This window comes from Allobosea sp. NPDC003192, from assembly GCF_050275675.1.
Classification (GTDB): Bacteria; Pseudomonadota; Alphaproteobacteria; order Rhizobiales; family Beijerinckiaceae; genus Allobosea.
The window spans coordinates 1-19742 of sequence record NZ_JBNNPK010000014.1 but is presented as its reverse complement, the minus strand read 5'-3'; the positions used below and the strand labels follow the sequence as shown (position 1 = coordinate 19742).

Here is a 19742-nt window from a genome sequence, read left to right as displayed (position 1 = left end):
CATAAGGCGCTGGAATTCACGCCAAGCTGTGAAATCCTGAAAGCCTCTGGCCCCCTCGCCTCTCAGCCCTTCTTCAGCTTCTCCGTCTCGGCCTTCTCCTGGCCGAGCGCGACGATGCCGCGGCGGATGGCGCGCGTGCGGGTGAAGTGCTTGTGCAGGGTCTCGCCGTCGCCATAGCGGATGGCACGGGTGAGCAGCGCCAGATCCTCGTTGAAGCGGCCGAGCATCTCCAGCACCGCCTCCTTGTTGGCGAGGAAGACGTCGCGCCACATGGTCGGGTCGGATGCCGCGATGCGGGTGAAGTCGCGGAAGCCGCCAGCGGAGAACTTGATCACCTCCGACTGAGTCACCGCCGCCAGATCCTCGGCCGTGCCGACGATGTTGTAGGCAATCAGATGCGGCAGGTGGCTGGTGATCGCGAGGACGAGGTCATGATGCTGCGAGCCCATCACCTCGACGATCGCAGCCATGCCCTCCCAGAACTGGCGGGTGCGGGCGATCGCGGCTTCATCAGTGCCGGGCGGCGGCGTCAGGATGCACCAGCGATTGAGGAAGAGGCTGGGGAAGCCGGCATCGGGGCCGGAATTCTCGGTGCCGGCGACCGGATGCGCCGGGACGAAATGCACGCCCTCGGGCAGATGCGGGCTGACGGCCTCGACCACCGCATGCTTGACCGAGCCTACATCCGAGAGGATCGCGCCGGGCTTGAGCACCGCCGCGATCTCCTCCGCAACCGCGCCACAGGCGCCGACCGGCACGCAGAGCACGATATGGTCGGCATCGCGGGCGGCCTCGACGGCGCTCTCGGCGACCTCATGGCCGAGATCGAGCTCGCGGGCGCGGCGGCGGACATCGGCGTCGCTATCGCTCAGCACGATATGGCGGGCGAGGTTGAGCTCCTTGGCCGCATGCGCGATCGAGGAGCCGATCAGGCCGATGCCGATGATGGCGAGCCGCCCGAAGAGCGGCTCGTCGCGGCGCGGCGCGAACGTTTCCGGCGCGCTCACGCGGCCTTGCCCAGGAACTCGGCCAAGGCCGCGACGACGAGGCGGTTGGCCTCTTCGCTGCCGATGGTCATGCGCAGCGCATCCGGCAAGCCATAGGACGCCACCGAGCGCAGGATCAGCCCGCGCTGGGTCAGGAAGGCGTCGGCCTCCTTGGCGTTCTTGCCGGCGGCGGCCGGGAAATGAATCAGGATGAAGTTGCCGACCGAGGGCGTGACGGAAAGGCCGAGCTTCTCCAGTTCGGCGGTCGTCCAGGCCAGCCACTTGTCGTTGTGCTCGATCGCCGAGGCGATGTGGGCCTCGTCGGCGATGGCGGCGACACCGGCCTCGATCGCGGCGCCGTTGACGTTGAAGGGGCCGCGAGTGCGGTTCAGCGCATCGATGATATGGGCGGGGCCGTAGGCCCAGCCGAGGCGAAGGTTCGCCAGGCCGTAGATCTTCGAGAAAGTGCGGGTCATCACGACGTTCTCGCTGGTCGCGACCAGTTCGAGGCCCGAGGCGTAGTCGTTGCGCCGGACATATTCGGCATAGGCCGCGTCGAGCACTAGCAGCACATGCGGCGGCAGGCCGGCCTGCAGGCGCTTGACCTCGTCGAAGGGCAGATAGGTGCCGGTCGGATTGTTGGGGTTGGCGAGGAAGACGATCTTGGTGCGCGGCGTCACCGCGGCAAGGATGGCGTCGATATCGGCGGTGAGGTTTGTCTCGGGCACGATCACCGGTTTGCCGCCTGCGGCGAGGATCGCGATCTTGTAGACAAGGAAGCCATGTTCGGTGAACACGCCCTCGTCGCCGTCGCCGAGATAGACCTTGGTGATCAGCTGCAGCAACTCGTCCGAGCCGGTGCCGCAGACGATGCGGTTGGCATCGAGCCCGTAGCGGCCGGCGATCGCCTCGCGCAGCTTCGTCGCCGAGCCGTCGGGATAGAGCTCAAGCTTGCCGGAGAGGTTGCCATAGGCGGCGATCGCCTTCGGGCTTGGGCCGAGCGGAGTCTCGTTCGAGGAGAGCTTGTGCAGCTTGACGCCGGCCGGGGCCGAGGACTTGCCGGGGACATAGGCCTCGATGTCGAGGACGCCGGGGCGCGGAACGGGGCGGGAGGCGGGCAGAGCCATGGGGCTGGACCTTGAGAACAGCGTGAAATGATCAGCGGGCGGATTTGAAGGCGAAGCGGGCGGCGTGGCTGCCGATCTCGGTCAGCTCCTTGAGGCCCGCGGGTTCGAGTGCGCTGCGGATGGCTTCGATCGGGGTTTCGCCGGACGCGGCCACCAGCAGCGCCAGATGCGAGCCGTCGGCGGCGCTGGCCGAAACCTCGGCGAGATGCTGGGCGAGGCCATGGCGGAGCTGCTCCGACCAGCGCTCGACGCGCGCGGCATAGAGCACGATCTCGCGCACGGCGGCGTCGGTCAGCGGCTTGGCGATGCAATAGACCGGCGTGCCGGCGGGATGGTCGGGTCGCTCGATGAAGGGCAGCCGCGCGATGATCTTGGGCTGGTCGGCCCCGATCAGGTCACGCCACCAGACGCCGGCGCTGGCGCCGAGATCCATGCGGAAGATGCCGAGATCGCCGGCCGAGTCCGCCACTGCCGCGATCACGGCGCGGGCGTCCTCATGCGTGACGAAAGGCACGGTGAAGCCGAAATGGAAGCGGGCGCTGTCACGCATCGGCGCATCGCCGCCGGAGATGTCGGCATGAACCGAATAGTTCGCCTGCACGAAGGTGAAGGTCGCGATGATGATACGCCAGATGCTCTCGACCGTATCGAGCGGCAAGAGACCCTGATGGCGCAGCGCCAGGCGCTTCATCATGTCGGCCTCGCGGCCGGGGCGGAAGGCCGAGCCCGAAACCTGCGTCTTCTTGATCGCGATCAGCGTCTCGATGATCTGCGAGCGCTCCATCAGGAGGCCGTGCATCGCGGAATCGATGCGGTCGATCTCGCTGCGCAGGTCGGCGAGCGTGGTCGGAGCGGCTTGCGTCATGATGGCCAGACTTCTTTAATCGTGCCGGTCTCTTAGCTGTCGCCGAAGGGCTTGGCAAAGCGCTCGCAACGCATCGCCGCGTTGACAGGCGGGAAGAGCCGCGCCATCGGTAAAGTCCGCTATTACGAACGGACCGGGCGACAAGACAAATCCGAATGCCGAACCGGACGCAAGCTGCCGATCTCCTCGCCGACCCGCTGGCCGAAGCCAACCAGCCGTCGAGCCTGCTCGCCCGGTTCGGACCGGACAAGGCGCTGCAGCTCGATTCAGGCGCAGTGCTGAACGAGTGGCAGATCGCCTATCAGACCTATGGCGAGCTCAACCCAGCGCGCTCGAACGCCGTCCTCGTCTGCCACGCCCTGACTGGCGACCAATATGTCGCGAGCCGCAACCCCGTCACCGGCAAGGGCGGCTGGTGGACGGCGATGATCGGGCCGGGCAAGCCTGTCGACACCGACCGCTTCTTCGTGATCTGCGCCAATGTGCTCGGCGGCTGCATGGGCACGACCGGCCCGGCCTCGACCAATCCGGACACCGGCAAGCCCTGGGGCCTCTCCTTCCCGATGGTGACGATCCGCGACATGGTGCGGGCACAGGCGCATCTGATCGACTCGCTCGGGATCGACAGCCTGTTCTGCGTCGCCGGCGGCTCGATGGGCGGGATGCAGGTGCTGCAATGGGCGGCGAGCTATCCGACGCGGGTGTTCTCGGCGCTGCCGCTCGCCACCGCCGCCAAGCACTCGGCCCAGAACATCGCCTTCCACGAGGTCGGCCGGCAGGCGGTGATGGCCGATCCGGACTGGCGCCAGGGCCGCTATCTCGACGAGGGCACGCGCCCGGCGAAAGGGCTCTCTGTGGCGCGGATGGGCGCGCACATCACCTATCTCTCAGAACCGGCGCTGCACCGCAAATTCGGCCGCAAGCTGCAGGAGCGCAGTGCACCGACCTTCACCTTCGACGCGGATTTCCAGGTCGAAAGTTATCTTCGCTACCAGGGCATCAGCTTCGTCGAGCGTTTCGACGCCAATTCCTATCTCTATGTGACGCGGGCGATGGATTACTTCGACCTCGCCGCCGACCATGACGGCGTGCTGGCCAACGCCTTCGCCGGGACGCGAACACGCTTCTGCGTGGCGTCCTTCACGTCGGACTGGCTCTTCCCGACCAGTGACTCGCGCGCGATCGTGCATGCACTGAACGCCGCCGGTGCTTCTGTCTCCTTCGTCGAGCTAGAAAGCGACAAAGGCCACGACGCCTTCCTGCTGGAAGAGCCCAATTTGTTCGCGACGACGCGCGGCTTCATCGGCGCCGCGGCGCGGGCCAGGGGTATCTGAGCATGGCGCCGGCGGACAACCAGACCAACCGTATCGACCTGCGCCTCGTCGCCGAGATGGTGACGCCGGGCTCGCGGGTGCTCGATGTCGGCTGCGGCGACGGCGAATTGCTGTCGCTGCTCGCCGAGACGCGCGGCGTCGACGGGCGCGGCATTGAATTGTCCCGCGAGGGCGTCGCCGGCTGCGTCGCGCGCGGTCTCTCGGTGATTCAGGGCGATGCCGACACCGACCTCGCCGACTATCCGGACGACAGCTTCGACTACGTCATCCTCTCGCAGACGATCCAGGCGACGCGCAATCCGCGCCATGTGCTGGAGCAGATGCTGCGCATCGGCCGGCGCGCCATCGTCTCCTTCCCGAATTTCGGGCATTGGCGAATGCGCACCCAGGTCTTCTTCCTCGGCCGGATGCCGGTGACGGACTCGCTGCCCTATGCCTGGTGGGATACGCCCAACATCCATTTCTGCACCATTCGCGATTTCGTCGCGCTCTGCGACACGATCGGCGCGCAGAAGGAGCGCGCGGTCGCGCTCGACGTGGCCGGCGGCAAGGTCGGCGTCAGCGCTCCCTGGTGGTTCTGGAACCTCTTCGGCGCGCAGGCGGTGTTCCTGCTGAAGCGGGGGTAAGAGGCTAGAACGCCTCTTCCCAATTGCGGCTGAGCCGCATCGCCGAATTGATCAGGCCGACCATCGAATAGGTCTGCGGGAAATTGCCCCAGAGCTCGCCGGTCTCGAGATCGGCATCCTCCGAGAGCAGGCCGAAACTGTTGCGGCGCTGCAGGATGCGGCCGAACAGCTCCTTGGCCTCGTCCTTGCGGCCGATCGCGTGCAGCGCATCGACATACCAGAAGGCGCAGATCAGGAAGCCGGTGTGCATGAAGCCGAAATCGTCTTCGGTGCCGTAGCGCAGGATCAGGTCGCCGCGGCCAAGATCGCGGCCGATCGCCTCGACCGTCGCGATGTAGCGGGGATCATCGGGCTTGACGAAGCCGAGCTCGGCGATGAGCAGCAGCGTCGCGTCGAGATCGGCGCCGTCGAAGGTCGAGACGAAATGCCCCTTCTCCTGGTTCCAGATCCGGTCGGCGATGATGCCCTTCAGGCGCTTGGCCTCGCCGCGCCAGTACTCCTTGCGGTCGGCGCGGCCGAGCGTGCCGGCGATGCGGGCGAGCCGGTCACAGGCTGCCCAGCACATCACGCTGGAGAAAGAGTGGACGACCTCCTTTTCGCGCAGCTCCCAGGGGCCGGCATCGGGCTTGTCGAAGACGGCGATGGCGCGCTCGCCCATGCGCTCGAGCTGGGCAAAGAGTGCCTCCTTGCCAGGCTGGATCAGCCGGCGGTCGAAGAACGACTGGGTCGCGGCGAGGACGACCGCGCCATAGCCGTCGTTCTGGATTTGCGTCGCCGCGCCATTGCCGACCCGTACGGGCTGATGACCGCGATAACCGGCGAGGCTAGGCACTTCGAACTCGCGCAATTCGCCACCGCGCGTGATCGGATAGAGCGGCGGCAGATGCTCGGCGCCGCTTTCCGAATAGGTGTCGACGATGTTGGTGATGAAGCCGAGATAGTCCTCCATCGTCCGGGTCGTGCCGAGGCGATTGAGGGCATGGACGACGAAATAGGCATCGCGCAGCCAGCAGAAGCGATAATCCCAGTTGCGCTGCGTGCCCGGCGCCTCGGGGATCGAGGTGGTCAGCGCCGCGACGATGGCGCCGCTCTCCTCGAAGGAGCAGAGCTTCAGCGTGATCGCGGCGCGGATGACCTCGCGCTGCCATTCGAACGGGATCGAGAGCGAGCGAACCCAGTCGCGCCAGTAGTCGGTGGTCTTGTCGAGGAACTCGCGAGAGGTGGTCTCGATCTCGGCGCGCAGGGCCTCGTCCGAGCCGATGAAGAAGGAGAACGGCTTCTCGACCGCGAAGGGGATGCTCTCCAGCACATAGGAGACCGGCGCGTCCGTGGTCAGCCGGATGGTCTGGTCAGCGCCGACGAAGCGGACATGGTTGGAGCCGCGGGTGATCTCGTCCGGCTCCTCGCCGAGACCGAGGCAGGGCTTGACCACGACGCGGATGCGCGGCCGGCCAGAGATGCGGCGGACGCGACGCACCAGCTGCGGCGGCCGGAAGAAGCGCTCATAGCGGACGAAGCGTGGGGCGAAGTCGAGGATTTCCAGCGCATTGCCCTGGTCGTCGGAGAGCACCGAGGAGAGGATCGCGGTGTTGTCGAGATAGCTCTGCTCGCAGCGCGTCATCCCGACCATCTCGATGGCGAAGACGCCCTTCTTCGGCATGGCGTCGCCATCGTCGATCTGGTTGTCGATCAGCGAGCAGAACACCGGGTCGCGGTCGAAGCGCGGGAAGCAGCTCCAGACGATGCGCGCCTGCCGGTCGATCAGCGCGGCAATCGTGCAATTGCCGATGACGCCGAGATCGAGCGAGGCCACTCTCGGCGAGGCGGTGGTCGTCACAGTCATGCCGGTCCCTGAAATCAGCCTTGGAGAAAGGATTCGAGCGTGAAATCGCCGCCTTCGGCAGCAGCGAGGAGAACATGGCGCAGCGCCGTCGGCGAGACCAGACGATGGCGGGCGCAAGTTTCCCCTTCGCCGATCCGGATCGACAGGCCATCCAAGGCATTGACCGCAGCGAAGCCGTCCTCGTCGGTGATGTCGTCACCGATGAAGACCGGCGTGCGACCGACATAGCCGTCCTGCCGCAGCAACCAGTCGATCGCACCGCCCTTGCTCGCAGTTGCCGGAACCAGTTCGGCGACGGCCTTGCCACGCTGCAGGCGCATCGACGGGCCGATCTCCGCGGCCGCCTCCTCCATCAGTGCCAGCGCCTCCTCCGCCAGAGACGGCGCCAGCCGCCAATGCAGCGCCACCGACTGGCGCTTGTCCTCGACGATAATACCGACATGGGCGTTGGCGAAGCGGACCATCTTGCGCGTAGCGGCATGCAGCGCCTCCGAGGGGGCGGCGAGCGGCGCGTCCTCGCCATTCAGGCGGATCTGCGCTCCATGCAGGCCGGCCGCGTCGAAGCGGTAAGGCGTCATCTTCTCGTCGAGCAATGCGACGGGCCGCCCGGAAACCAGGGCAAGCGCGCCGCCGAGCCTAATGCGCAGCGCTTCCAGCGCGCCGGGCAGACGCCGGTCTATCTTCACATCCTCCGGCGAGGGCGCGATCTCGACCAACGTTCCATCGAAATCGAGGAACAGCGCGATCTGCCCGGTCAGGGCAGCGGCTTTGGCGGGAGGCTCGGCGATTTCGGGGCTTAGCATCTCTGACATGGCAATCTGGTTAGAAGGCGAAACGGGCAAAAGGACGACGATCGGTGGATGGTCCCCTCATCGCCACATTCGAGGTTCAGTTTGGCTCACGGTCGCCATGATCCGGTCACGGCGGCGACGCGATCCGGCCGGGGAGCCGGCCTGCACACGAAACATTACGCTTGCCCGCGCGTTCTGTTCCCACGCCCTTGCGGCTAGCGTCAGCAAAAAGTGAGGCATCATGCGTCTTGTCGTCGTGTCCAACCGCGTCACCATGCCCGAGCGAGGCGAAAAGGTGGCGGCAGGTGGCCTGGCGGTCGCATTGCGCTCGGCGCTCGAACAGCATGGCGGTCTCTGGTTCGGCTGGAGCGGCATGACCAGAGCGGAGCCGGCGACCAGTGTGGAGCCGGTGCGGCATGGCAAGGTCAGCTACGCCGTCACCGACCTGACCGAGGCCGAGAGGCAGAGCTACTATCTCGGCTTCGCCAACCGTGCGCTCTGGCCGCTGATGCATTACCGGCTCGGCCTGACCGAGTTCACCCGGGCCGACTATGCCGGCTATCTCGGCGTCAATCGCCGCTTCGCCCGGCTGCTGATCCCGCTGCTCAAGCCCGACGACGTCATCTGGATCCACGACTACCATCTGATCCCGCTGGCGGCGGAACTGCGTCGGCGCGGCGTCACCAACCGGATCGGCTATTTCCATCACATCCCCTGGCCGCCGGCCGATGTGTTCAACGCCCTGCCCTTCTCGTCGACATTGATCAGCACGATGACGGCCTACGACCTCATCGGCATGCAGACCCAGAACGACGTGGCGAATCTGATCGGCGGGCTGGTCGCGCTCTGCGGCGCGCGCCGCGAAGGCAACCGGGTCAAGGCCGGCCAGCGCGAAGCCGTGGTGCAGGCATTCCCGATCGGCATCGATGTGGAGGGTTTCCGCAAGCTCTCCGTCGCCTCGGTCCGTGCGGCGACCCAGCCGGTGCGGGCGACGACGGCGCCGCTCGGCAGCCGCAAGCTGGTGATCGGCGTCGACCGACTCGACTATTCCAAAGGCATCGTCCAGCGGCTGGAGGCCTTCGGGACCTTCCTGCGCAACCACCCGGAGCATCGCGGCGAGGTCGGCCTCCTGCAGATCGCGCCGCCCTCACGCAGCGACGTGCCCGAATATGCCGAGCTCGACCGGATGTCGGACGAGGTCGCCGGCCGGCTCAACGCCGCGCTCGGCGAATTCGACTGGACGCCGATCCGCGTGGTCAAGAAGGCCTATTCGCGCAGCGCCCTCGCCGGCCTCTACCGGCGTGCCCAGGTCGGGCTGGTGACGCCGATGCGCGACGGCATGAATCTCGTCGCCAAGGAATATGTCGCGGCGCAAAATCCCGACGACCCCGGCGTGCTGGTCCTGTCACGCTTTGCCGGCGCAGCGCAGCAGCTCGGCGAGGCGCTGATCGTCAACCCGTTCGACACCCATGAAGTGGCCGAAGCGATCCGGACGGCCCTCGCCATGCCGCTGTCGGAGCGCCTGCGCCGTTTCGACCGGCTCTATGCCACGATCTCCTCCACCGATATCGACTGGTGGACCTCGCGCTATCTCGCCGCGCTCTCCGGCCTCGACGTTCCCAGCGGCGACATCGTGCCGCCAGGGCGGCCCAAGACACCTCGCAGCACACGCAAATCGGGCGCGAACATCAAGCCAGCACGCGATGATATGCGCCCCTATGCTCGCCGGCAGGCACACGGCGAGTTCGATCCGGTGCATGCGAAGGCCTTGCCGAACGCTCCCTCCGCTCGCTAGAAGCACCTCGCCAAGGGGCAGCAGAACCCGGCTTTCGCTTGCGACTCAGCCGTTGCGGTGTCAGGTCTGCTGAGGGTATTCGGCTGACATGGCCGTGGAGGCGGGCGGAGGGCTTTCTTGATGCGAGGCGCACTCGGGGGATCGGGCGTGCTGCTGCGCCGTCTCCGCGAGGTGATGGCGGCGCCGGTCAGTCCGCAGGAGCGGCTCGACAGGCTCGTCGTCGTGATCGCCGGCAACCTCGTGGCCGAGGTCTGCTCGGTCTATGTCCTGCGTGAAGACGGCTCGCTCGAACTCTACGCCACCGAAGGCCTCAACCGCGAGGCGGTCCACCTCACCACCATGCGTGCCGGCGAGGGCCTGGTCGGCCTGATCGCCAGCGAGGCGGAACCGCTCGCGCTCTCCGACGCGCAGTCGCACCCATCCTTCTCATACCGGCCCGAGACAGGCGAAGAGATCTATCGCTCCTTCCTCGGCGTGCCGATCCTGCGTGGCGGCGCGGTGATGGGCGTGCTCGTCGTGCAGAACCGCGCCTCGCGGCTCTACAGCGAGGACGAGGTCGAGTCGCTGCAGACCACGGCCATGATCATGGCCGAGATGATCGCGGCCGGCGGCCTGAAGGCGCTGTCGAAGCCCGGCGCAACCATTGGCCTCGACCGGCCGATCCACAGCATCGGCACCACGCTCGCCGACGGTGTCGGCCTCGGCCATGCCGTGCTGCACGAGCCACGCGTCGCGATCACCAATCTGATCGCCGAGGATCCCGGCCGCGAGGTGCAGCGGCTGGAGGCCGCGATCGCGACGATGCGGCTCGCCATCGACGAACTGATCGAACGCGGCGACGTCGCCCATACCGGCGAGCACCGCGACGTGCTCGAGACCTTCCGCATGTTCGCGCATGATCAGGGCTGGCTCAGGCGTATGCGCGAGGTGGTGATGACCGGCCTCACCGCCGAAGCCGCGGTCGAGCGCGTGCAATCGGACACCCGCGCCAAGATGCTGCGCCAGACCGACCCGTATCTGCGCGAGCGTCTGCACGATCTCGACGACCTCGCCAACCGGCTGCTGCGCACGCTGGTCGGCAAGTCGAACGGCGTCATCCGCGAGGAACTGCCGGAGAACGCGATCCTGATCGCCCGCTCGATGGGGCCGGCGGCGCTGCTCGACTATGACCGCGGCCATCTGCGCGGCGTCATCCTCGAGGAGGGCGGCCCGACCAGTCATATCGCCATCGTGGCGCGGGCACTCGGCATCCCCGCGGTCGGCGAGATCGCCAACGCCACCGCGCTGATCCAGGCGGGCGATGCGGTCATCGTCGACGGCCAGGCCGGCGAGGTGCAGATCCGGCCGCAGCCGGACGTCGAGAACGCCTACAAGGACAAGGCGCGCCTGCGTGCCCGCAAGCAGGAGCAGTACCGCAAGCTCAAGACGCAGCCGGCCGTGACCAAGGACGGCGTCGAGATCCAGCTTCAGATCAATGCCGGCCTGCTCGTCGACATGGCCAATCTGGAGGAGACCAACGCCTCGGGCGTCGGCCTCTTCCGCACCGAGCTGCAGTTCATGGTGGCGCAGCACATGCCGACCACGGCCGAGCAGCAGGCACTCTACGGCGCCGTGCTCAAGGTAGCCGACGGCCGTCCGGTGACCTTCCGGACGCTCGACATCGGCGGCGACAAGGTGCTGCCTTATATGGAGCGGCTGGAAGAAGAGAACCCGGCGCTGGGCTGGCGCGCCATCCGCATCGGCCTCGACCGACCCAGGCTGCTGCGCGCCCAGGTGCGGGCGCTGTTGCGCGCCGGCGCCGGCTGCGACATGAAGATCATGCTGCCCATGGTCGCGACGGTGAACGAGTTCCTGCGGGCGCGGCTGCTGGTCCGGCGCGAGCTCGCCATGCTGGAGCGCGACGGACGCCAGGGGCCGGCGAGCCTGAAGCTCGGCGTCATGGTCGAGGTGCCCTCGCTGCTGTTCGAACTGCCCGAGATCGCGCGCGAGGCCGACTTCCTCTCGATCGGCACCAATGACCTGATGCAGTTCCTGTTCGCGGCCGATCGCGAGAACAAGCGCGTCTCGGATCGTTTCGACCCGCTCGGCGCCGCCGGCCTGCGCGCACTGCGCAACATCGTCGATGAGGCCGGCAAAGCGGGCTGTCCCGTCACCGTCTGCGGCGAGATGGGCGGCAAGCCGATCGAGACGCTGGCGCTGATCGCGCTGGGCTATCGCTCCTTCTCGATGTCGTCAGCCTCGATCGGACCGGTGAAGGCGATGCTGCGGGCGCTCGATACCGGAAAGGCACGTCAGCGCCTCGACGCCTGGCTGTCTTCCTCCGACGGCGCCGCCAGCCTGCGCCCACTGCTCGCCGCTCTCGCCGCCGAGATGAAAGTGCCGGTCTAGCGACGCTTTTCCCGCCGCCCGCGCACGCCTCCTTTTTTCGTTCAGAATCGTTTCCGCATCATGTCGCTCCAGCTCCCGCAAGACCGTCTCGACTCGATCGTCGCCCGCCATGCCGCGGCGAGCGACGCCATCAACCACGCCACCGAGGCGGCCCGCGTCGTCGAATTGTCGAAGGAGCTGGCCGAGCTCGATCCCGTCGTCGCGGCGATCGCGGCCTGGCGGAAAGCGCAGTCCGGGCTGGAGGAGGCGCTGGCGCTGATCGACGATCCCGCCACCGACGCCGAGATCCGCGATCTCGCCTATGAAGAGCGCGACGCGGCCAGGGCCGAGATCGAGGCGCGCGCGAGAGAGATCCTGATCGCCCTCCTGCCGAAGGACGCCGCCGACGAGCGCGGCGTCATCCTCGAAATCCGCGCCGGCACCGGCGGCGACGAGGCCTCGCTCTTCGCCGGCGACCTCCTGCGCATGTACCAGCGCTATGCCGCGAGCAAGGGCTGGAGCGTCGATGTCCTGACCGAGAGCGAGGGCACGATGGGCGGTTTCAAGGAAGTCGTCGCCGAGATCGCCGGCAAGGGCGTCTATGCAAGGCTGAAATACGAATCCGGCGTGCACCGGGTCCAGCGCGTCCCGGACACCGAGGCGAGCGGACGCATCCACACCTCGGCTGCGACCGTCGCGATGTTGCCGCTCGCCGGCGAAGTCGACGTCAGCCTCGACGAGAAGGATCTGCGCATCGACACGATGCGGGCCCAGGGCGCCGGTGGCCAGCACGTCAACAAGACCGAGTCGGCCGTACGCCTCACCCATATTCCAACCGGCATCGTGGTGCTCGTCCAGGACGAGCGTTCGCAGCACAAGAACAAGGCACGCGCCTACGAGCTGATGCGCGCCAAGCTCTATGACATGGAGCGCAGCCGCGCCGACGCCGAGCGCTCGGCCGACCGGCGCTCGCAGATCGGGTCCGGCGACCGCTCCGAGCGCATCCGCACCTACAACTTCCCACAGGGGCGCGTCACCGACCATCGCATCAACCTGACCCTCTACAAGCTCGACGAGATGATGCAGGGGCTAGTGCTCGACGAGATCATCGACGCGCTGACGGCACAGCGCCAAGCGGAGCTGCTCGCAGAACAAGGCAGCGTGTGAAACCTTCGCCCCTCTCGCGCGTTCTGGACGCATCGACCGTTCTTTTGGGGAGGATAGAGAGATGAAAGCCCTGTTCAGCGCCATTGCCCTTGCCGCGGCCGTCGCCTTCGCCCCAGCCTCCGCGGGCGCGCAGGAGCGAACCGCGAAAAAGATCCTCAGCGGCCAGCCGGCGACGCTCCACAATGCCAAGACAGAATCGCAGGCGCGGCGCGATTGCCAGCGCCAGTATCGTGGCGCTAGGGAGAGCAAGTCCGCGCTGCGGATCAAGATGAACGAGTGCATCCGCGAGGGGATGCAGGGTAACTGACCGGCTAGGTGCCGGAGCAAGGACGCGCTTGACCGGCACAGCCAGATCACCCGACGAGATCACGCCCGTTGCTTTGCCGGCAGCGGGCGAAACTGTTTCCGCCACCCGGAAAGCGATCGCGCTGGTACTGAAACGCGCCGGCCTCTCCGACTTCACCTTCGAGGCCCGCATCCTGATGGAGGATCTCGCCGGCGCCGGCGATCCAATCGACGAGCCCGCCGCCATCAGGCTGAACGATGCCCTCGTGCGGCGGCTCGCTGGCGAGCCACTCTGGCGTATCCTCGGCGCACGCGAGTTCTGGGGCCTGAGCTTTGCTCTCTCCCCCGGCACGCTGGAGCCGCGGCCGGACAGCGAGACCCTGATCGAAACGGCGCTCAGCCATCTCGCAGCACGCCGGCATGAGACACTGCGGATGCTCGATCTCGGGACCGGCACAGGCTGCCTGCTGATCGCGTCGCTGCGGGAATTCCCGCAGGCGAGCGGCATCGGCATCGATATGTCGCCCGACGCGGTCGCGACCGCGACCGGCAATGCCGCGCGCAATGGCGTCGCCGAGCGCGCCGCGTTCCGGCAAGGCGATTGGATAGCCGGAATCAACGAAAGCTTCGAGCTCATCCTGTCGAATCCGCCCTATATCGTCAGCAGCGAGATCGCCGGCCTCGACCAGGCCGTCCGCGAGCATGACCCGCTTCTCGCCCTCGATGGCGGCCCGGACGGGCTCGATGCCTACCGCGCCCTCGCCGCCGCCCTGCCCGACCACCTGAAACCCGACGGCCTCGCCATCCTGGAGATCGGTGCCGGACAGGAAGCGGCGGTCGTCGCGCTGATGAGGCAGGCGGGCCTGCGCCATATCGACTCGCGCCGCGACCTCGGCGGCCATATTCGCGCCCTCGTCTTCGGGCACGATCCTTGACCAGTGCACAGCAAGCTGCGCGAATTTGCTTGGAAGAAGCGGCAAAACCAGCTATGCACGCATGGTCTTGAAGACAGTGTCGACAGCACATAACCTTTGGCTAGGTTCCGCAGAGCGGGCCGACCCCTCGGATCACTGCCAGAATCGACGTTACTGACATAGCGAGACCGAGGCTCCGACTGTGCGAGACAGCCGTTCGGAGGAGGAGCCGGCGAGGCTCCATTGGAAAGAGCGCGTGAAGACCCATATCGGCGCAGAGCCCTTCCAGGTCGAGTTTCTTACGCGCGGCGCCGCAACCCGCCGCGCGACACGACGTGCATGACGACCTCAAGGTTGCTTTGAATGAACACAACGCGAGACAGACGCGAATGAGACCAGGTCAGAACCGGCGTATGCGCGGCCGCAACAACAACAATAACAACAACAATGGCAACCGGAAATCTCCCAACCCGCTTCAGCGGAGCTACGAGTCGAACGGTCCGGACGTCAAAGTCCGGGGCACGGCGCAAAATGTCGCCGAGAAATACCTGCAGCTCGCCCGTGACGCCCAGTCTTCGGGCGATCCGGTTGCGGCCGAGAACTATTTCCAGCACGCCGAGCACTACTATCGCATCCTGCTCGCGGCACAGGAGCAGATGACCCAGCAGTTCGGGCATACGTTCCAGCCAAACCGTGCCTTCGTCGAAGATGCCGACGAGCATGAGGAAGAGGGCGAAGAGGACGCCGGCTTCCAGGCCGGCCAGCCTCAGGGCGAGCGCCAGCATAACGGCGTGAACGGCCATGCCGGGCAAGGCGAGGACGGCGAAAGCGGCCAGAACAACGGCCAGCGTTTCGACCGGCCACATCGTCAGGAGCGGCAGGACCGCAATTTCGACCGCAACGGCCAGCGCCGCTTCGATCGCAACGACCGTCAGGATCGGGGCGACCGTCAGGATCGTGGTGATCGCCAGGACCGGGGCGAGCGTCGTTTCGACCGGCACGAAGGCCAGAACGGTTCCTATGCCCCGCGCCCCGAGGCCCAGCCCGGTGCCGAGCAGCCGGACATCGCGCCGGTCCAGGTCCAGGGTGAGCGCCGCTTCGAGCGGCCCGAACGCCAGGAGCGTCAGGAGCGCCCAGACAGGCCGCCGCGCGGCGAGCGTCCTTCGCGCCGCGACCGCGACCGTGACGAGGCCCATGCCAGCCATGAAGAGCAGGACGCTCCCGCGGGACTTCCCGCTTTCCTGACGACCCCGACTCGCGTGCCGATCGCGATCGCCGAGGAGACCGAGGCTCCGGCTCCGGTCGCTGCCGCTCCGGCGGAAACCGCCGAAGAGGCTCCGGCCGAGGCTGCCGAGAAGCCCAAGCGCCCTCGCGCACGCCGGCGTTCACCGCGCGAGGTGATGGACGCACTCGGGAACGATGCCGGCGAGACGCCGGCAGAGTGAACCTCGCCCGACGGCTAGAATGATGCAGAGGGCCCGCGAGGGCCCTCTTGCTGTTTCAGGCGACGCCAAGCGCTGCCGGCTCGCTCGCCTCGACCAAAGTCAGCCGCTCGCCCTCGCCGAGCGTTCCGCCGGTGATGATCCGGCAATAGATGCCGCAATCGACATGGCCATAGCCCTGCATCAGCGCCTTCGGGACCTGCAGGTCCCGAAGGCCGGTCGTCGGGTCGACATTGGTGGCGGCGCAGCGTTCGATCCGCTTGATCACCTGGAGCCGCAGGCCGGACGGTGCGACGAGTTCGCGATCGACCAGGTCGAGTTCCGTCCAGGCTGGCAGGTCCTCGACCATGACATTGCCGCGGAAGCGCAGCGGATCGACGGGAACGCCGAGCCGGGTTTCGAGATCGGCGACGCTGGCAAGGTTGATGATCGAGACGAAACCCGAACGTGAATCGGTGAAGCGATAGCCTTTGGGGGCCTCCAGCAGGCGCGGCTCGCCACGCAACTCATCCGGCATGAAGGCCTTGAAGAAGGCGCTGAGCCGCTCACGGCCCTCCGCCGCTCCGGTCGCGATCCGGATCTCCTTGCCGTCGTGGCCGATGACGAGATCGCCGCTGGCATCCTCATAGCGGGTGCGCAGGCGCGCCAGCGATTCGTTGCGCATCAGCATCAGGTATTTGATCTTCGGCTGGTGCACCGGCTCGGCCGGATCGAAGCCGGAGGGGCCGTTCTCGATGGCGAAAAGCCGATCGCCAGGGAAATAGCCGCCGGCCGGCAGCTCCGCCCGGCTCAACCGCTCCGGCGACAGGCCCTTGACCGGATAGCGATACAGCGAAGCGATACGCATGGGCCCTGCCCTTCCGATTGCGAGGCGGCGGAAACTGCCATGACGGGCGGCAGGATGCTACCGCGAGCGCTGCCCCGGCCGATGAAAGGATTGCATCGATCCGATCAATGCGGCTGCTCCGCCCCTTCTTCCTCTTCCTCGTCCAGGATCGAGCGCTGGCAGCCCCAGCCGGAGAGCACATCGTCGATCGCATCGGCGACGAAGAAGCGGGCAGCGTCGCGCTCATAGCCCTCGGCGAGCAGACGGTCATAGTCGGTATGGGCGTGCCGTACATGGCTGCCGAGCGCGAGCCAGAGCGCTGTCGACGGTGGCAGCGCCTTCATCTGCACCCGGCCGGCCAGCGCCAGCACAGTCTCGGCATCGGCCAGCGGGATGCCGGGAGCGAGCGCCCGCAGTGCCTTGCGAATCGCCTGTTGCCGCTTGGTGCCGACCATGCCCGCAGGCTGGGCGCAGGCTTTGGCAAAGGTCAACGCCAAAGCTGCTCTCGCCCCCTTCCGTTGCGCGAAAGCAACACTATCTACTTGGCGAAGGGTCGCCCATCAGGGGACCCTATCCCTTTGAAAGGCAGCCGGCTCCGCCGCTTCGGGGCGCGACCGGCGGGCGGAGGTGACTGAATGAACATCGAGAAATATACGGACCGGGCGAAGGGTTTCCTGCAGGCCGCTCAGACGATCGCGATGCGCGAAGGCCATCAGCAGTTCACACCCGAGCATGTGCTGAAGGCGCTGCTCGACGATAGCGAAGGCATGGCGGCCGGGCTGATCGACCGATCCGGCGGGCAGGCGAAGCAGGCCAAACAGCTGGTAGACGCGGCCCTCGCCAAACTCCCCAAGGTGAGCGGCGCCGGCGCGGGCGGCCTGCACCTGACGCCGCCGCTGGCGCGCGTCTTCGACACGGCCGAGAAGGCGGCGGAGAAGGCCGGCGACAGCTTCGTCACGGTTGAGCGGCTCCTGCTCGCGCTGGCGATCGAGAAGGACAATGAGGCCGGCAAGATCCTGGCCAAGGCCGGCGTCACGCCGCAGGGCCTCAATGCCGCGATCGAGGCAATCCGCAAGGGCCGCACCGCCGACTCGGCGAGCGCCGAGCAGGGTTATGATGCGCTGAAGAAATATGCGCGCGATCTGACCGCCGCGGCGCGCGAGGGCAAGCTCGACCCGGTGATCGGCCGCGACGAGGAGATTCGCCGCACCATCCAGGTGCTGAGCCGCCGGACCAAGAACAATCCCGTGCTGATCGGCGAACCGGGCGTCGGCAAGACTGCGATCGCCGAGGGCCTCGCACTGCGCATCGTCAATGGCGACGTGCCCGAGAGCCTGAAGGACAAGGAGCTGCTCGCCCTCGACATGGGTGCGCTGATCGCCGGCGCGAAGTATCGCGGCGAATTCGAGGAGCGGCTGAAGGCCGTGCTCTCCGAGGTCTCGGCCGCGGCGGGCGGCGTCATCCTGTTCATCGACGAGATGCACACGCTGGTCGGCGCCGGCAAGACAGATGGCGCGATGGATGCGTCGAACCTGCTGAAGCCTGCCCTGTCCCGCGGCGAGCTGCACTGCGTCGGCGCAACCACGCTCGACGAGTACCGCAAATATGTCGAGAAGGACGCGGCGCTGGCGCGGCGCTTCCAGCCCGTCTTCGTCGACGAGCCGACGGTCGAGGACACCATCTCGATCCTGCGCGGCCTGAAGGAGAAGTACGAGCAGCACCACCGCGTGCGCATCACCGACTCAGCGCTGGTCTCGGCAGCGACGCTGTCGAACCGCTACATCACCGACCGCTTCCTGCCCGACAAGGCGATCGACCTCGTCGACGAGGCCTCGGCGCGCCTGCGCATGCAGGTCGACTCCAAGCCCGAGGAGCTCGACTCGATCGACCGCGAGATCGTCCGGCTGAAGATCGAGCAGGAGGCGCTGAAGAAGGAAAGCGATGCCGGCTCGAAGGAGCGCTTGAAGCGGCTCGAATCCGAGCTCACCGATCTCGAGGCGCGCTCGGCCGCGATCACCGCGACCTGGAAGGCCGAGAAGGACAAGCTCGGCCAGGCGGCGGAGATCAAGACGAAGCTCGACAATGCCCGCAACGAGCTCGCCCAGGCCCAGCGCAAGGGCGAGTACCAGCGTGCCGGCGAACTCGCCTATGGTGAGATCCCACAGCTCGAGAAGACGCTCGCCGAGATCGAGGCCAAGGGCGATAGCTCGGGCATGGTCGAGGAAGCCGTGACGCCGGACCATGTCGCGCAGGTGGTCAGCCGTTGGACCGGTGTCCCCGTCGACAGGATGCTGGAAGGCGAGAAGGAGAAGCTCCTGCACATGGAGCAGAGTCTCGGCACCCGTGTCATCGGCCAGGCGGAAGCGGTCGAGGCCGTCTCCAAGGCGGTCAGGCGCGCTCGCGCCGGCCTCCAGGACCCGAACCGGCCGATCGGCTCGTTCATGTTCCTCGGGCCCACCGGCGTCGGCAAGACCGAGCTGACCAAGGCCCTGGCGTCGTTCCTGTTCGACGACGAGACGGCGATGGTCCGGCTCGACATGTCCGAGTACATGGAGAAGCACTCGGTCAGCCGGCTGATCGGCGCGCCTCCCGGCTATGTCGGCTATGAGGAGGGCGGCGCGCTGACCGAAGCGGTCCGGCGCCGGCCCTATCAGGTCGTGCTGTTCGACGAGGTCGAGAAGGCGCATCCGGACGTGTTCAACGTCCTGCTACAGGTGCTCGACGACGGGCGTCTCACCGACGGCCAGGGCCGCACGGTCGACTTCCGCAACGTGCTGATCATCATGACCTCGAACCTCGGTTCGGAGTTCTTGGTGAACCAGCCGGAAGGCCAGGACAGCGATGCCGTGCGCGACGAGGTGATGGGCGTGGTGCGCCACGCCTTCCGGCCTGAGTTCCTGAACCGGATCGACGACATCATCCTGTTCCACCGCCTGCGGCGGTCGGACATGGGCGCGATCGTCGACATCCAGCTGGCCCGGCTCGGCAAGCTCCTGGTCGATCGCAAGATCGCGCTCGACCTCTCGCAGGAGGCACGCGACTGGCTGGCGGAGAAGGGCTACGACCCCGCCTATGGCGCGCGCCCGCTGAAGCGCGTGATCCAGAAGTCGGTGCAGGACCCGCTGGCGGAGTTGCTGCTCTCCGGCGCGATCCGCGACGGCGAGACCGTGCCGGTCACGGTCGGCCCCGCCGGGCTGATGCTCGGCGAGTTCACCGCCGCGAGCGAGAGCCGGCCGGCGGGGGTGGCGTTGAACTGACCGCGCAGCATCGCTGAAATGACAGCCGAAGTGCTGGAAGGCCTGGCCCAGGACGACGCTGCCGACGAGGCCGCCGAGGAAATAGCTCGCCAGATAGAGCCCGCTTGCCGCGCCGCG

Annotated in this window: 16 protein-coding genes and 1 pseudogene; 10 read left to right on the top strand and 7 right to left on the bottom strand. The window is 67.1% G+C overall.

All coding sequences use genetic code 11. The annotated features are described in order from the left end of the window. Positions 1–62: 62 nt before the first annotated feature. From ACQKLX_RS18720 to ACQKLX_RS18710, 3 genes are read right to left on the bottom strand one after another with little or no spacing between them, the layout of a single operon-like run. Complete coding sequence (locus ACQKLX_RS18720) at positions 63–1007, bottom strand: prephenate/arogenate dehydrogenase family protein (RefSeq protein ID WP_427363063.1); 945 nt, start codon at positions 1005–1007, stop codon at positions 63–65. Beyond that, positions 1004–2113, bottom strand: a complete 1110-nt coding sequence (gene hisC, locus ACQKLX_RS18715) for a histidinol-phosphate transaminase (protein ID WP_427363062.1) — start codon at positions 2111–2113, stop codon at positions 1004–1006. The genes ACQKLX_RS18720 and hisC overlap by 4 nt, the downstream gene beginning before the upstream one ends. A gap of 31 nt (positions 2114–2144) precedes the next feature. Next, entirely contained in the window at positions 2145–2978 is an 834-nt protein-coding gene (locus tag ACQKLX_RS18710) for a chorismate mutase (protein ID WP_427363061.1), read from the bottom strand. Between the two features lie 155 nt (positions 2979–3133). On the opposite strand from ACQKLX_RS18710, the gene metX reads away from it, so the two are divergent. Next, positions 3134–4312, top strand: coding sequence for a homoserine O-acetyltransferase MetX (gene metX / locus ACQKLX_RS18705; RefSeq protein WP_427363060.1), 1179 nt, complete (start codon positions 3134–3136; stop codon positions 4310–4312). A gap of 2 nt (positions 4313–4314) precedes the next feature. Next, positions 4315–4938: a methionine biosynthesis protein MetW gene (gene metW, locus ACQKLX_RS18700; protein ID WP_427363059.1), complete on the top strand. Its 624-nt coding sequence runs from the start codon at positions 4315–4317 to the stop codon at positions 4936–4938. 4 nt (positions 4939–4942) lie between these two features. Here metW and ACQKLX_RS18695 read toward each other — a convergent pair whose 3' ends face one another. Then, a complete protein-coding gene (locus ACQKLX_RS18695) occupies positions 4943–6781 on the bottom strand; it encodes a glycoside hydrolase family 15 protein (protein ID WP_427363058.1) in 1839 nt (612 codons plus the stop codon). Positions 6782–6795: 14 nt separating this feature from the next. Next, the gene (gene otsB / locus ACQKLX_RS18690) at positions 6796–7584 is read right to left on the bottom strand and encodes a trehalose-phosphatase (protein ID WP_427363194.1); all 789 of its coding nucleotides are present in this window, start codon (positions 7582–7584) and stop codon (positions 6796–6798) included. Positions 7585–7810: 226 nt separating this feature from the next. Between otsB and ACQKLX_RS18685 the strand changes: the two genes are divergently transcribed. The 7 genes and pseudogenes from ACQKLX_RS18685 to ACQKLX_RS18655 all read left to right on the top strand — a co-directional run bounded on the left by ACQKLX_RS18685 (position 7811) and on the right by ACQKLX_RS18655 (position 15545). Beyond that, complete coding sequence (locus ACQKLX_RS18685; protein WP_427363193.1) at positions 7811–9367, top strand: alpha,alpha-trehalose-phosphate synthase (UDP-forming); 1557 nt, start codon at positions 7811–7813, stop codon at positions 9365–9367. A 120-nt stretch (positions 9368–9487) separates the two neighbouring features. Next, on the top strand, positions 9488–11755 hold the full coding sequence (ptsP, locus tag ACQKLX_RS18680) for a phosphoenolpyruvate--protein phosphotransferase (protein ID WP_427363057.1): 2268 nt from the start codon (positions 9488–9490) through the stop codon (positions 11753–11755). Between the two features lie 60 nt (positions 11756–11815). Next, a complete protein-coding gene (gene prfA, locus ACQKLX_RS18675) occupies positions 11816–12901 on the top strand; it encodes a peptide chain release factor 1 (protein ID WP_427363056.1) in 1086 nt (361 codons plus the stop codon). Between the two features lie 61 nt (positions 12902–12962). Further along, entirely contained in the window at positions 12963–13208 is a 246-nt protein-coding gene (locus ACQKLX_RS18670; RefSeq protein WP_427363055.1) for a hypothetical protein, read from the top strand. 73 nt (positions 13209–13281) lie between these two features. Further along, complete coding sequence (prmC, locus tag ACQKLX_RS18665; protein WP_427363192.1) at positions 13282–14121, top strand: peptide chain release factor N(5)-glutamine methyltransferase; 840 nt, start codon at positions 13282–13284, stop codon at positions 14119–14121. A 368-nt stretch (positions 14122–14489) separates the two neighbouring features. Further along, a pseudogene (locus ACQKLX_RS18660) lies at positions 14490–14696 on the top strand (DUF4167 domain-containing protein); the annotation flags it as partial. Positions 14697–15359: 663 nt separating this feature from the next. Then, positions 15360–15545 (top strand): hypothetical protein, encoded by a 186-nt coding sequence (locus ACQKLX_RS18655; protein WP_427363197.1) that lies wholly within the window; start codon positions 15360–15362, stop codon positions 15543–15545. 55 nt (positions 15546–15600) lie between these two features. On the opposite strand, the gene ACQKLX_RS18650 is transcribed toward ACQKLX_RS18655, so the two are convergent. Both ACQKLX_RS18650 and ACQKLX_RS18645 read right to left on the bottom strand, forming a co-directional pair. Further along, the gene (locus ACQKLX_RS18650) at positions 15601–16389 is read right to left on the bottom strand and encodes an MOSC domain-containing protein (protein WP_427363054.1); all 789 of its coding nucleotides are present in this window, start codon (positions 16387–16389) and stop codon (positions 15601–15603) included. A 104-nt stretch (positions 16390–16493) separates the two neighbouring features. Further along, complete coding sequence (locus tag ACQKLX_RS18645) at positions 16494–16859, bottom strand: DUF2293 domain-containing protein (RefSeq protein ID WP_427363053.1); 366 nt, start codon at positions 16857–16859, stop codon at positions 16494–16496. Between the two features lie 144 nt (positions 16860–17003). On the opposite strand from ACQKLX_RS18645, the gene clpB reads away from it, so the two are divergent. Continuing rightward, complete coding sequence (gene clpB, locus ACQKLX_RS18640; protein WP_427363052.1) at positions 17004–19625, top strand: ATP-dependent chaperone ClpB; 2622 nt, start codon at positions 17004–17006, stop codon at positions 19623–19625. Positions 19626–19742 lie beyond the last annotated feature (117 nt).

Excerpts from the sequence above, each read along its gene's own strand:
- hisC (WP_427363062.1), bottom strand. The coding sequence starts at position 2,113 with ATGGCTCTGCCCGCCTCCCGCCCCGTTCCGCGCCCCGGCGTCCTCGAC.
- ACQKLX_RS18710 (WP_427363061.1), bottom strand. The coding sequence starts at position 2,978 with ATGACGCAAGCCGCTCCGACCACGCTCGCCGACCTGCGCAGCGAGATC.
- metX (WP_427363060.1), top strand. The coding sequence starts at position 3,134 with ATGCCGAACCGGACGCAAGCTGCCGATCTCCTCGCCGACCCGCTGGCC.
- metW (WP_427363059.1), top strand. The coding sequence starts at position 4,315 with ATGGCGCCGGCGGACAACCAGACCAACCGTATCGACCTGCGCCTCGTC.
- ACQKLX_RS18695 (WP_427363058.1), bottom strand. The coding sequence starts at position 6,781 with ATGACTGTGACGACCACCGCCTCGCCGAGAGTGGCCTCGCTCGATCTC.
- otsB (WP_427363194.1), bottom strand. The coding sequence starts at position 7,584 with ATGCTAAGCCCCGAAATCGCCGAGCCTCCCGCCAAAGCCGCTGCCCTG.
- ptsP (WP_427363057.1), top strand. The coding sequence starts at position 9,488 with ATGCGAGGCGCACTCGGGGGATCGGGCGTGCTGCTGCGCCGTCTCCGC.
- prfA (WP_427363056.1), top strand. The coding sequence starts at position 11,816 with ATGTCGCTCCAGCTCCCGCAAGACCGTCTCGACTCGATCGTCGCCCGC.
- ACQKLX_RS18670 (WP_427363055.1), top strand. The coding sequence starts at position 12,963 with ATGAAAGCCCTGTTCAGCGCCATTGCCCTTGCCGCGGCCGTCGCCTTC.
- ACQKLX_RS18650 (WP_427363054.1), bottom strand. The coding sequence starts at position 16,389 with ATGCGTATCGCTTCGCTGTATCGCTATCCGGTCAAGGGCCTGTCGCCG.
- clpB (WP_427363052.1), top strand. The coding sequence starts at position 17,004 with ATGAACATCGAGAAATATACGGACCGGGCGAAGGGTTTCCTGCAGGCC.